12 protein-coding genes are annotated in these 12,665 nt (G+C 70.6%); 7 read left to right on the forward strand and 5 right to left on the reverse strand.

All coding sequences use genetic code 11. From position 1 onward, the window contains the following. Window positions 1-75: 75 nt before the first annotated feature. Window positions 76-1,023: a hypothetical protein gene (locus tag ACN28F_RS21145; protein WP_421359368.1), complete on the forward strand. Its 948-nt coding sequence runs from the start codon at window positions 76-78 to the stop codon at window positions 1,021-1,023. Beyond that, on the forward strand, window positions 1,020-2,759 hold the full coding sequence (locus ACN28F_RS21150; protein ID WP_421359370.1) for a M16 family metallopeptidase: 1,740 nt from the start codon (window positions 1,020-1,022) through the stop codon (window positions 2,757-2,759). Before ACN28F_RS21145 ends, ACN28F_RS21150 begins: the two co-directional genes overlap by 4 nt. On the opposite strand, the gene ACN28F_RS21155 is transcribed toward ACN28F_RS21150, so the two are convergent. Both ACN28F_RS21155 and ACN28F_RS21160 read right to left on the reverse strand, forming a co-directional pair. Beyond that, window positions 2,711-4,114, reverse strand: a complete 1,404-nt coding sequence (locus ACN28F_RS21155; RefSeq protein ID WP_289209654.1) for an FAD-dependent oxidoreductase — start codon at window positions 4,112-4,114, stop codon at window positions 2,711-2,713. The two genes, ACN28F_RS21150 and ACN28F_RS21155, sit on opposite strands and share 49 nt — an antisense overlap. 290 nt (window positions 4,115-4,404) lie before the next feature. Next, window positions 4,405-5,301 carry a hypothetical protein gene (locus ACN28F_RS21160; RefSeq protein ID WP_421359372.1) on the reverse strand — a complete coding sequence of 299 codons (897 nt, stop codon included), beginning with the start codon at window positions 5,299-5,301 and terminating at the stop codon, window positions 4,405-4,407. A 980-nt stretch (window positions 5,302-6,281) separates the two neighbouring features. On the opposite strand from ACN28F_RS21160, the gene ACN28F_RS21165 reads away from it, so the two are divergent. The 3 genes from ACN28F_RS21165 to ACN28F_RS21175 all read left to right on the forward strand — a co-directional run bounded on the left by ACN28F_RS21165 (window position 6,282) and on the right by ACN28F_RS21175 (window position 9,446). Continuing rightward, entirely contained in the window at window positions 6,282-7,526 is a 1,245-nt protein-coding gene (locus ACN28F_RS21165; RefSeq protein WP_421359374.1) for a quaternary amine ABC transporter ATP-binding protein, read from the forward strand. Then, window positions 7,523-8,410 (forward strand): ABC transporter permease, encoded by an 888-nt coding sequence (locus ACN28F_RS21170; RefSeq protein ID WP_289209658.1) that lies wholly within the window; start codon window positions 7,523-7,525, stop codon window positions 8,408-8,410. The genes ACN28F_RS21165 and ACN28F_RS21170 overlap by 4 nt, the downstream gene beginning before the upstream one ends. A gap of 118 nt (window positions 8,411-8,528) precedes the next feature. Beyond that, window positions 8,529-9,446, forward strand: a complete 918-nt coding sequence (locus tag ACN28F_RS21175; RefSeq protein ID WP_289209659.1) for a glycine betaine ABC transporter substrate-binding protein — start codon at window positions 8,529-8,531, stop codon at window positions 9,444-9,446. Between the two features lie 66 nt (window positions 9,447-9,512). Here ACN28F_RS21175 and ACN28F_RS21180 read toward each other — a convergent pair whose 3' ends face one another. From ACN28F_RS21180 to ACN28F_RS21190, 3 genes are all read right to left on the reverse strand, one after another. Then, window positions 9,513-10,493 (reverse strand): hypothetical protein, encoded by a 981-nt coding sequence (locus ACN28F_RS21180; protein ID WP_421359376.1) that lies wholly within the window; start codon window positions 10,491-10,493, stop codon window positions 9,513-9,515. A gap of 426 nt (window positions 10,494-10,919) precedes the next feature. Then, window positions 10,920-11,171 (reverse strand): DUF397 domain-containing protein, encoded by a 252-nt coding sequence (locus ACN28F_RS21185; protein WP_421359378.1) that lies wholly within the window; start codon window positions 11,169-11,171, stop codon window positions 10,920-10,922. Then, complete coding sequence (locus ACN28F_RS21190) at window positions 11,168-11,947, reverse strand: helix-turn-helix domain-containing protein (protein WP_289210846.1); 780 nt, start codon at window positions 11,945-11,947, stop codon at window positions 11,168-11,170. Before ACN28F_RS21190 ends, ACN28F_RS21185 begins: the two co-directional genes overlap by 4 nt. A gap of 169 nt (window positions 11,948-12,116) precedes the next feature. On the opposite strand from ACN28F_RS21190, the gene ACN28F_RS21195 reads away from it, so the two are divergent. Together ACN28F_RS21195 and ACN28F_RS21200 are read left to right on the forward strand one after the other, a co-directional pair. Beyond that, window positions 12,117-12,347 (forward strand): hypothetical protein, encoded by a 231-nt coding sequence (locus tag ACN28F_RS21195; protein ID WP_421359380.1) that lies wholly within the window; start codon window positions 12,117-12,119, stop codon window positions 12,345-12,347. Next, the gene (locus ACN28F_RS21200) at window positions 12,337-12,594 is read left to right on the forward strand and encodes a hypothetical protein (RefSeq protein ID WP_289209663.1); all 258 of its coding nucleotides are present in this window, start codon (window positions 12,337-12,339) and stop codon (window positions 12,592-12,594) included. Before ACN28F_RS21195 ends, ACN28F_RS21200 begins: the two co-directional genes overlap by 11 nt. Window positions 12,595-12,665 lie beyond the last annotated feature (71 nt).

The following is a 12,665-nucleotide window of genomic DNA, read 5'->3' on the forward strand; positions in this document are numbered from 1 at the left end:
GGGTGGCGACCGGAAGCGCGCACTGACGGGGCGACCGGGAGCACGCGGGGGCGCGGCGGGCCCTACGATGCCGGGATGCCTGCCGCGCCCGAACTCGCGCTCACCACCGACCTCACCGACGCGTACCCGGAATGGCGCGAGCTGCGGGCCGCGCTGCGCGCCGGCGACTGGCCCGCCGCCCGCACTCTGATCGCCGACCAGCAACCGTCGACCCAGACCGGGCTGATCTCTCAGGCCGACGCCGAGCCCGACATCCGACCGATGGTGCAGCAGCAGGTCGACGCCGACCCCACCGACGCGGTGGCCGCCGCCCTTCTCGGCTGGCTGATGATCCACAACGCCTGGCAGGTACGGACCAGCGCCCGCGCCAAGCACGTCAGCCGCAGCCAGTTCCGCACCTTCCACGAGATTCTGCGCGCCGCCGAGCTGATGCTGATCGACGCCGCCGCGCACCAGCCGGCCGACTGCTCCATCTGGGCCGCTCGGCTGATCACCGCCCGGGGCCTGCAACTGGGCCAGTCCGAGGCGCGCCGCCGCTACGACCGGCTCGCCGAACAGGACCCGCACCACCTGCCCGCCCAGGAACTGCTGCTGCAGCAGCTCTGTCCGAAATGGGGCGGCAGCTTCGACGAGATGCACACCTTCGCCCGCGAGTGCGCCGCCGCCGCCCCCGAGGGCGCGCTGAACGCGTCGCTGATCGCCCAGGCCCACTTCGAGCACCTGGTCGAGCTCAACTCCTGGGAGCAGGCCAAGTACGCCACCACGGAAGTGAAGGAAGAGGTACGGATGGCCGCTGCCCGGTCGGTGCTGCACGCCGATTTCCGCCCGACGTACGGGTGGATCGACGCGGCCAGCCAGTTCGCCATGGTCCACAGCCTGCTCGGCGACCACGCCGCCGCCGCACCACACTTCGTCGCGCTCGGCAACCGGGTCAGCACGGACGTCTGGGGCCGGTTCGACGACCCGGTCGCCATGTTCGCCGAGTTTCGCCGCAAGGCGCTGGCCGCCGGAGGTCGGCGATGATCCGGCAACTCGACGTCGACGGCGTACCGGCGCTGCTGGCCCCGACCAGCGGGCCGGTGCACGCCGGGCTGATGTTCCGGGTCGGTCAGGCCGACGAGACCCTGGCCCGGCGGGGCGTCACCCACCTGTTGGAGCATCTCGTCCTGCATCCGCTGGGCACCGCCGACTACCACTACAACGGCAGCACCGGCAGCGTCGTCACCCAGTTCCACCTGCAGGGCTCGGTCGACGACGTCACCACCTTCCTGACCGGGGTGTGCCAGTCGCTGCGCCAGCTGCCGCTGCAGCGGCTGGGCATGGAGAAGGACATCCTGCGGACCGAGTGGAGCAACCGGGGCAGCTCGGTGACCGACCCGATCCCGCTGTGGCGCCACGGTGCCCGCGACCACGGGCTGGTCGCCTTCCCCGAATGGGGGCTGTCCGCGTTGACCGGTGACGACCTGCAGCAGTGGGTCGCCCGCTACTTCACCCGGGAGAACGCGGTGCTGTGGCTGGCCGGCGACGACATCCCGGCCGGGCTGCGGCTGGACCTGCCCTCCGGGGTACGGATGCCGACCCCGGCGGCCTCGTCGGCGCTGCCGACCACCCCGGCGTACTTCCCCGGCGGTAGCCGGTCCACGGTCTACGACGCGGTGGTGGCGCGCGACGTCGCCGCCAGTGTCTTCAGCGGAGTCCTGGAACGGGAGATGTTCCGGGCGCTGCGCCAACGCGACGGACTGTCGTACACCGCCGCGACCCACTACGAGCCGCGCGGCGACGGGTACTCGGTGATCACCGCCCTGGCGGACGCGCTGCCGCAGAAGCAGGACGCGGTGCTCGGCGGCATGATCGACGTACTGGCGAAGGTGCGCGTCGGCCGGATCGAGGAGGCGGACGTCGCGGCGGTGATCGGCAAGGCCACCGACGCGCTGGCCACCGCCGACGCCGACCGGGCCCGGCTGCCCTCGGCTGCCTTCAACCTGCTGACCGGCTACCCGGTCGACACCAGCGACGACCTGCTGCGGCAGATCAAGGCGGTGACGCCGCAGGACGTGCACCGGGTGGCGACCGAGGCGGCGGCGTCGTCGCTGCTGATGACCCCGTACGGCCGGTCCGCCGACTGGGCCGGGTTCGTCGCGGCACCGTCCGGGTCGACCGAGACCGTCGACGGCACCACGCACCCCGGGCTCGACGACCTGCCGCAGAAGTTGATCGTCGGCGCACAGGGCGTCAGCATCGTCACCGACCCGGCCGATCCCTCCGACGCGGACGACTCGGCGGCGGACCGGGTGGCGACCGTCCGCTACGACCGCTGCGTGGCGATGCTGGCCTGGCCCGACGGCGGCCGGCAGCTGATCGGCGACGACGCCATCGTGGTCCGGGTCGAACCCACCCTCTACCGGGACGTCGACCCGGCGGCGGTGGACGCGGCCGTACCGCCGCAGCTGCGGGTGGACCTGCCGCCCCGCGACCCGGACGAGATCCCCCGGCCGGACACCGTCTACCGCAAGCCGACCGCCCCGAAGCCGCCCGGCGTCCGGGACCGGCTGCGCCGGCTGCCGGTACGGGAGCGGGTCAAGTACCTGCTGTCCGCTTTCTGGGCGGTGTTCTGCGCGGTCCTCGGGGTGGGCATCGGTGTCGGGATCGTCACCGGTGCCGTCGGTCCCGGCCGGGTGGTGCCGATGATCGCCGCACTCGGGGTGAGCGTCTACGTCGCCCGGTCACTCCTCGGCACCTGGCGGGAATTGGGGGAGTGACCGCCCGGCCCGGGTGACCGGCCGGGGCGTACCCGCGCCAGCCGGTCCGGGCGCAGTACCCGCGCCAGCCGGTCCGGGCGCAGCAGGCTGCCCGGCGGGTCCAGCAGCCCGGTGACCCGGACGAACGCCGCCGACAGCGTCGGATCGTGCACGGCGGCGGCGTGCAACCGGGGCAGGTAGGCGTTGGTCAGCCGGACCATCGCGCCGCGCCGGCCGGCCACCCCGGGGAAGGCGAGGTCGCCGCCGGCGGCGATCCGCCACGGTACGTCGACCGCCCGCGCCACCGCCGCGAAGTACCGCCGCCACTGCGGCCCACCGTCGGCCAGCGCGTCGCGCAGCGCCTGCGCCTGCAGCGCGGCCACGGACATCCCCTGACCGTAGAACGGGTTGAACGAGCAGATCGCGTCGCCGATCACCAACAGCCCGTCCGGGAACCGGGTCAGCCGCTCGTACCGGTGCCGCACACTCGCCGGATAGCGGAACGTGACCGGGGAGTCGAGTGGTTCGCCGTACCGGATCGCCTGGGCGATGTCGGGGAACTCGAGCCGGTCGACGAAGGCCTCGAACCCCGCCGGGTCGGCGGGCGGGTGCTCGCCTAGCATGCCGGCCAGGGTGAGGATGTGCCGGCCGCCCTCCTGCTGGGCCAGGCCGGCGCCGTACGGGTGGCGCGGCGTCCAGTTCTGCAGGATCACCGTGTCGGAGCCGAGCGCGCCGGGTGGCAGCCGGTACGACCGGGAGGCGTACCCGACGTCGACCCGGATCTTCTCGGTGACCGGCGACGGGTAGCCCAGTTCGGCAAGCCAGCCCGGGGTGCGGGAGCCCCGGCCGGTGGCGTCGACGACCAGGTCCGCGTCGATCAGGGCTTCGGCGTCGGTGGCGCTGCGGACCCGTACCCCGGTGACCTGCCGTCGGTCCGGGGTGGTCGTCACCGCGACGATGGCGGCACCGTCGACGACGGTGACGGCTGGCAGCGCCCGGACCCGGTCGCGGACGTACCGTTCGAGCAGTGGCCGGCTCGGGAAGAGCACCGGCTGACCGATGTCGACGCGGGCAATTCGTTGTCCGGCGACCAGCCAGCGGATGCCGCCGAGCAGGTCGCCGCTGGGTACGCCGGCGGCGGTGAGGTCGGCGGTCAGGCCGGGGAACAGGTCGTCGAGGATCTGCGCGCCCCGGGCGAGCAGCGCGTGCAGGTGCCGACCCTGCGGTACGCCGCGCCGCTGGTCGCCGTGGGCTGGCAGTTCGTCCCGGTCGACCAGGGTGACCTGGTCGTACCGGTCGGTCAGGACCCGGGCCGCGAGCAGCCCGGCCATACTGGCTCCGAGCACCACGGCGCGTCCGCCCAGGGATCCACTCATGGTTCCTCCTGCTGATGCCACTGTGGAGATAAAACGGGCCAGGAGGATTCTCGTCTGTCGAATGTCGACGATCTTGTTCGAGAATGCGCAGTCAGGTCACGATCTGACATCGGGGTCACGGTATGTACATCATTCGATGTTAGCGGTAACATGGAGTCTGCCGTGTCATGACACGAGAGGTTCATCGCGGCCGCACGAACCACATGATGACCGAGGGACCTATCCGGGCGGGACCCTCGCGGAGCGCAGGCCCGGCCGGTAACCGTCCAACCGGCCGGGTCTGCGACCGCCTACCGGGGCACGCAGTACTGGTGCACCTCGGTCCGGGTGTCGTCCGCCGTCGGCGGCAGGCTGCGGACCAGCAGCGCCGATTCCCGGTGCCGGCCCGGCCGGCAGCCCGAGCGTGAAGCGGTCGGGTCGAAGCCGCCGCCGACGATCACGCCAGCGGCGTCGCGGAACACGATGCCCACGCCGGTGGAGGCCAACTCCCGGCAGTACGGCGAGTGCACCTCGTAGCTGACGGTGGCGTCGATGCTGTCCGGGCCGTACCGGGCGGTGTCCAGATGGCGGGTGGTGACCGCTGCGGTCGGCGTACCCTCCACCGGCAGCCAGGTCGCCCCGGTGACGGTGACATCGACCCTGGCGACCTCCACCCGCCGGCCGCCCCGGGAGGCGACCCAGTGTCGCTCGCCCACCCCGACCTGCTGCCCGGGCAGGATGACCGGGATCTGCCGGGGCTGTTCGCGGGCCGGGTCGAGAGAGGCCGGTCGACCCTCGGCGTCGAGGACGCGGAAGCTCACCGTCGCCCCGTACGCGAGGTGGCCGCTGGTGTTGACGATGACCGCACCGGTGCTCACCACCCCGTCACGGGTGATCGGTGCGGCGGCGCTGCCGAACTGGGTGAAGCCAGACTCGACGATGCTCAACTCGCCCCCGTCCGGAGCCGCCGCCCCGACGTCGGCCGCAGTGCCGGCTGCGGTGCCGCTGCCGGGGTTCGCGGTGTCGCCGGGTGGTGTGATGCAGGGGCTGGCGGCAGTGGGCGTCGCAGGAGGACGGTCGCCCGGCGCGAGCGCGAGCGCGGCTCCGGTACCCAGCATGGCGAGCAGCGCCGTCGCCGCCGTGACGAGGATGATGACGCGCCTGCGTCGCCGGGGTGGCTTCGGCGCGTGCACGGTCGGTGTGGCCATGACGCGTGTATCTCCCACTTCCCGTGCCGGCGGCCGCCTCGCCCGGCACGGGCGGCAATGACTACCTCACGGTACTACGCGGGCACTCACTGTCGCGATATTCACGGCGGTCGTCATGCCGTGTCGTCCGGTACTGGCCCTTGACGTCGCCGTCGCCGCCCGTGACGAGACTCCACCGGAACATCTGCCGGGACGCTGTTCCTCAGCGGATTGTTCGCTCCTCTGAGGAACGCTGTTCCAGCGTAGCGCCGGTCGGCGGTGCGGTGCCGGTCGGGCCGGGCGGCGTGGCTGGCGCCGGTCGGGCTGGGCGCCGCGGGTCGGGCTGGGCAGCGTGGCTGACACCGGTCCGCCGGGCGGCGCGGCCGGCTGGGCGCGCCGATGTCGACGTGGCGCTGGTGCCTGCTGCCGGTTGCGGTCGCGTCCACGCCGCCGGCCCGGGAAATTGGCGGCCCCTCGGGGGAATGGCGCCGTGATTCTGTGTCGGGGTGGCGGGGTGCCCGATGCATCGTGGCGACTGTCACATTTGTCGTGACGGGGTTGGTGGATGAAATCCCGCATTTTCAACCCCCTTTATCGAATGGATACCAAATTGTTTCGTTGATTGCGCCCTGCTGGCGGCTCGGGGTGGGGGGTTTCGTCCCGGAAATCCGCGCGGACGCCCGTATGCCTCGCGGCTGGTGCCGGATGGCGCTGCTGGCGGGCTCGTCACGCTCGGTGCCAATGCTGACGCGGACGTGCATCGGTCGACAATGGAACAGGTGAACAATTGATGGGAGTGACGAACACAGCGAGGTACGGTATGCCCGTAACGTGATGGTATCGGACATTTTTCGTTCTCCGGATCCCATCAGGTATGGTCGACCGCAACCCCCAATCACCGACCGGGACTGGTTCGCCCGCCGACCGTCAGACGATTTGATGCCATCGATGCATGTGCGACGCATGTGTCGCCTGGGACCATCGTCACGACATCCGTTGGAATGGAGATCGTGTCCGCAATCGTCGTCAAATCCCTGTACAAGATATTCGGCAAACGCGCAGACAAGGCCCTCGAACAGCTGCGCGCCGGCCGGGACGACACGCTCCCGGCGCTCGGTGCCACCGGCGCGGTCGTCGACGCCAACTTCGAGGTCCGCCGTGGCGAGATCTTCGTCGTCATGGGGCTGTCCGGCTCCGGCAAGTCCACCCTGATCCGGATGCTCAACGGCCTGCTCCCGCCGACCAGCGGCACCGTCGAGATCGACGGCGTCGACATCACCAGGCTCAAACCGGCCGCCCTGCGCAAGGTCCGGCGCGAGAAGATCAGCATGGTCTTCCAGCACTTCGCGCTCCTGCCGCACCGGTCAGTGCTGGAGAACGCCGGCTACGCGCTGGAGGCGGCAGGTCTGCCCCGCGCCCAGCGCCGCGAGCAGGCGATGGAGGCGCTGCGCCTGGTCGGCCTCGACCAGTGGGCGGACAAGCTGCCCCAGCAGCTGTCCGGCGGGATGCGTCAACGGGTCGGCCTGGCCCGGGCGCTGGCCGCCGGCACCGACATCATGCTGATGGACGAGGCGTTCTCCGCGCTCGACCCGCTGATCCGTCGCGAGGTCCAGGACCAGCTGCTGGACCTGCAGGCCCAACTCGGCAAGACCATCGTCTTCATCACCCACGACCTCAACGAGGCGATGCGCCTCGGTGACCGGATCGCCGTGATGCGGGCTGGGCGGATCGTCCAGATCGGCACCGCCGAGGAGATCCTCACCGACCCGTCGAACGACTACGTCGCTCAGTTCGTGGCCGACGTGGACCGTACCCGGATCCTCACCGCCTCGTCGGTGATGGAACGGCCACTCGGCGTCGTCGACGAGAACTCCGGACCCCGGGTCGCCGCACGGGTGCTGCGGGAGAACCAGATCTCGGCGGTCTACGTCACCGGCCGGGGCAAACGGTTCGTCGGCACCGTCTCCGACGACGGCATCGAACAGGCGATCCGCGACGGCCGGCAGACGCTGCGCGACGTCGTCACGACCGACCAGGTCCGGGTGGCGGCCGAGGAGACCCCGGTCGCGGAGCTGTTCGCCCCGTGCGCCGAGAGCCCACACCCGCTGGCGGTGACCGACGGCACCGGCCGCCTCGTCGGCGTGATCCCCCGGATCACGCTGCTGCGGGCGCTCGGCGCCATCGGCACGGAGCCGACCGCCGCCGACACCGCCAGCGATGCGACTGCCGAAGGAGAAGACCAGTGAACGTCGCGGACGGCCTGGACGGGCTGCTGCCGTACGTGCAGGTCGGCAAGGGGTTCGAAGCCGTCGTCGACTGGACCACCGAGCACATGGAGCCGTTCTTCGACGGCATCTCCAGTCTGGTCCAGGCGTTGGTCGACCCGCTCGACGACCTGCTGAACGCGCCCCCGGCGATCGTCATGGTGCTGATCTTCGCGGCGCTCGGCTGGTGGCTGCGCGGCTGGAAGTTCGGCATCGGCACCGCCATCGGCCTCGGCATGGTCGCCGGCATGCCGTACTGGGAACAGACCATGAGCACCCTCGCGCTGGTGCTGGTCGCCAGCGGACTGTCCCTGCTGATGGCCGTACCGCTGGGCATCCTCATCGCCGAGAATCCGCGGGTGTCCGCGCTGGCCCGCCCGGTACTGGACCTCATGCAGACCCTGCCGGCGTTCGTCTACCTGATCCCGGCGATCTTCTACTTCGGCGTCGGAGCCGTCCCCGGCGTGCTCGCCACCGTGGTGTTCAGCATGCCGCCGGGGGTCCGGCTGACCGAGCTCGGCCTGCGCCAGATCGACCGCGAGGTGATCGAGGCGGGTGAGGCGTTCGGCGCCTCGCCCTGGGCGGTGCTGCTGCGCACCAAACTGCCGTTGGCCCTGCCGACCATCATGCAGGGCGTCAACCAGGTGATCATGCTCGCGCTGTCGATGGTGGTCATCGCCGGCATGGTCGGTGCCGGCGGCCTCGGCGAGGTGATCATGACCGCGTTGGCCCGGATCCAGGTCGGCCGTGGCTTCGAAGGCGGCATCGCCGTCGTCATCCTCGCGGTCGTGCTCGATCGGCTGACCGACTCGATCGGCGCCCGCACCAAGTCGGCCAGGGCACAGCGCGCCGTCGCACAGGCCTGACCGCCCCGAACCGCACCGCAAGACCGAGATCCCGCAGGGAGGGTCACCGGTGCCGGCGCCCTGCCTCGCCTACCGCGAGTCCGCCGGTGAACGGGCAACACACGGAAAGGACGAACACATGTTCGGCAACACACTGCTCCGCCGGGCCGCAGTCGCGGCCGCGGCCGCGCTCGCCCTCGGTGGAGTCGCCGCCTGCGGCAGCGACGACACCGACGACAGCGGCACCGGTACCGGTTCCACCGGCTCCGCCGACAAGAGCATCACCATCGGCTACATGGCCTGGGACGAGGCGATCGCCGCCTCCTACCTGTGGCAGAACGTTCTTGAATCCCAGGGGTACGAGGTCGAGCTGACCAACGTCGAAGCCGGCGTCGTCTACTCCGGTCTCGCCTCCGGCGACATCGACCTGTTCCTCGACGGCTGGCTGCCCCAGACGCACGCCTCCTACATGGAGCAGTACGGCGACGACATCGAACAGCTCGGCGTCTGGTACGACAACGCCAGCCTGAGCATCGCCGTACCGGCGTACGTCGACGGCGTCGACTCGCTGGCCGACCTCGCCGCCAACGCCGACCTGTTCAACGGCGAGATCATCGGCATCGAGCCGGGTGCCGGCCTGACCGCCGCCACCCAGGACCAGGTCATGCCGACGTACGGCCTGGACGACTACGAGCTGCGCACCTCGTCGACCCCGGCGATGCTCGCCGCGCTGCAGAGCGCCATCGCCGACGAGGAGCCGATCGTGGTGACCCTGTGGCACCCGCACTGGGCGTACTCGAACTACGAACTGAAGGACCTGGCCGACCCGGAGGGCACCCTCGGGCAGGCCGAGGAGATCCACACCCTGGCCCGCACCGGGTTCGGCGAGGACTTCCCCGAGGTCACCGAGATGCTCGGCAAGTTCAAGATGGACGACCAGCAGCTCGGCTCGCTCGAGGACCTGATGTTCAACGTCCACGAGGGCGACGAGGCCGGCGCCGTCGAGGCGTGGCTGTCCGAGAACCCCGACTACCTCGGTACGCTCGGCGTCTCCTGACCACCGTACGACTCTGATCGGTGCTTTTCGCCCGGTCCGGCGCTCACGCCGGACCGGGCGAACCTGTCAGCCGGCGAGACTCTGCTGGCCCCGCTGCAGCGCGGCCGCCAGCGCGTCCCGGTAGTCGGCCAACTCGGTGCCGTGCTGGCCGACCGCAGCGTCGAGCGCCGCGTCCCACGCCCGCTGCTGGGCGTCGCGCAGCCCGGATTCGTCGGCGCAGCCGGCGTCCACGACGGCCAGGTCGATCTCCTTGTCCCGCGCCACGTCGACCGGCCACGGCCCGCCGTCGGGCACCGGGCCACCGGGCCGGTCGCCCACCGGCTGGTGGAAATACTGGGCGTAGCGGTGCGCGTCGACCGGGTCGGAAAGCTGCGGGTGGCCCGCGTCCCGCAGGCACCGCGACCAGTCGGCCACCGCCGTGGTCACGGTCGGATCGGCGTCGTACGCGGCCCACGCCGCCTCGCTGATCAGCGGCGTCGGATTCGGCGGGCCGGCGACCTCGCCGTAGACGGCGGTCCGGGCCTGCCCGATGCATCCGCCGATGGTGGGCTGGCCGGCGTCGTCGGTGACCTCCGCGCCGTCGGCGCCTCCGGTGAGCACCTCCTGGAACCGGCGCTCGTCGTCCGGCGACGACCAGACGAACTGCTCAGCGCCGGGCTCGCCGCTGGTGGCGCTGGCGTGGATGCCGTACCCGTTCGCCGTCGCCTCGTCGCGCGTCGGGGACAGCTGCGGTGCCACGACCGCCGACCGCGCCTCCTGCGCCGAGCCCTGCGGTGGGAACTCGTCTACGCCGGCGTCGCGCAGGCACTCCTCGGTGAGCCGGCCGATGACGTCGCGCACCTGTGGCTCCAACGCCAGCGCCTCGGTGAGCAGCGGGTGCCCACCCTGCTCGGCCTGCGCGGCACCGGCACCGGCACCGGATCCGGCGACGCGGGCATCCGCTGTCGCGGGGTCGCTCGAGGCCGGCGAGCAGGCAGGCAACAGTGCCAAGGCACCGATCAGGAGTGCGGCGGGGCGTAACCTGTCGAGTCGTCCGACCAGCTGCATGCGACCATCCCTTGTGCTCTCGGGCGATTGGCCGGGACAGGCTAACACGGTCAGCGGCAGCAGGTTGTCCCGCAAGAGTGAGCTCTGCTCAGACGGGTAGGACGCTCGCGTCGTACATGCGGATATCCGCCCCGCGAGTGGCGATGGTCAACCCTGCACACTGCGCCTGCGCGACGAGCATTCGGTCGAAGGGATCCCGCTGGATCATCGGAAGGCGTGCCCCGCGACGGTCGCGTGGTCGCCGTGCTCCACCCGCTCAATGATCCGTGACAGGGTCGTCTTGGCCTCATGGATGTTGAACTGCTCCAGAGCCTCGCTCGTCATCGTGCACCCCCTTAGCTAAGCGGGTTGGTCCGCAGCTGGCCATCGCGCCAGGGTTTCTCCAGTTGGGGGGCGCGGCGGCCAGCTGCGGACGTTCCTGTGAAGTCAGCGGGCGGGGGTGTGGGTGAGAAAGCTGGTCCAGGCGGTGGGGGAGAAGGCGAGGGTGCCGCCGTCCCGGTCCTTCGAGTCGCGGACCAGGACCCGACCCGGCAGGTTGCCGGCGACCTCGACACAGTTGCCGCCGTTGTCGGTAGAGCGGCTGGACTTGCGCCACACGGCGGCGACCTCGACGCAGTTACCGCCCGTGTCGCCGGAACGGCTGGATTTGCGCCACTGCAGACCGTCAGGAGTCGTCATGGCGTCAGCCTATATTTCGCGATGATGCGTAGCGATGCGCTGGTGGAGGCGGCGTCGCCGAGCAGGCAGTCCCACTTCCGGTTGAGCAGGTCGATCGTCTCCTCGTCGTCGGCGACCTGCCCGCGGGCGTTGTTCTCCAGGTAGAGCATTGGATCGACATCCGATAGCTGAGCGATGGCGAAGCCGCCACCGAGGCCGACGTGTGCGCCGACCTCGGTCGGCAGGATGTGGATTCGCACGTTCGGCAGCTTGGCTACCTCCTGGAGGTGCTGCAGCTGCCGGTCGAGGATCGCGTGATCGCCGATTGGCCTGGCCAACATCGATTCGTCGAGGATGAAGATGCACTCCGGCGGGTCGTCGCGGGTCAGCAGCTCCTGCCGCTCCATCCGGACCCGCACCAGCTCCTCCACCTTGGCCGGGGTGCGTAGCCCGCCAGCGGAGATGATCGCTCGGGCGTACTCCTCGGTCTGTAACAGGCCCGGGATGACGGCCAGCTCGAAGCTACGGAGGCGCCTGGCCTCGGACTCGATCCTGCGCCAGGCAAGGAACCAGGCGGGGGTGCGTTGGCGTTCGGCGCGGTCCAGCAGTTCGGTCAGCAGGCCGCCGGTCTCCAGCGCCTCATCGGCTTCCTCGGCGAACTTGAAGGTCGGCTTGCGCCGTCCGGTCTCGATCGCGGCAATCGTGGACGCGCTCCAATTGATCTTATCGGCGAGTCCGTCCTGGCTTACTCCGGCGGCGACGCGCGCTGCTTTGAGCGCGCGTATCCACATGATCATGTCCACCGCTTACCCCTCCGTACGCGAGTGATTTCACGGGTATGCCGCTCCATCCTTACGGGAGAGTGCCGGCGGAGTCCAGAGTGTTCGCAGGAGAAGTTGCGAGGATCAGCGGAGGGTAGAAATGAGTGTCCTGGTACCAGGTTCCCAACCGCCGGCCATCCCCGAGTTGAGCGAGGAGCAGACCCGCGACGTCGCGATCCGGTACGCGAGGAGCGTCGTCACCGACCACTGGCCCTCGGTGGAGTGGGCCGGCTGCCCGGTCTGTCTGACCGACGGATGCCGCCCGATGGACACCGCGCTGCAATTTCTACAAGTGGAAGACTTCAAGGTGTACGAGCGGCTTGCGGAACTGCTGCGCGACGGCAAGTCGGTGGAAATGATCACCGATGAAGAATGACCCGTTGGTCAAACCCGGCGACACGGTTTCGCTGAATACCGGCGACTACTGCTACGGGCTCGGTCGACTCGTGCTGCGGGTCACCCGGGTCGACGACGGCGCGCAGCATCCAGGGATCGAATGGGTCCACCTGGTCGGGGTCGAGGTCGTCGGCGGCGAGGACCACCGCTTCAGGGCAATCGTCGTACGGGCGGACGCGCTGCGCCGCCCCGGCGCGGTGACCCGGCCGGCCCGTCGCCGCCCGTGAGCTGACTGTGCCTCCGGCCGGGACCGGCAAGCCGACCGGAGGCACAGTCACCCCTCACTAATACCTTCGCT

Source organism: Solwaraspora sp. WMMA2101, from assembly GCF_049179175.1.
GTDB lineage: Bacteria > Actinomycetota > Actinomycetes > Mycobacteriales > Micromonosporaceae > Micromonospora_E.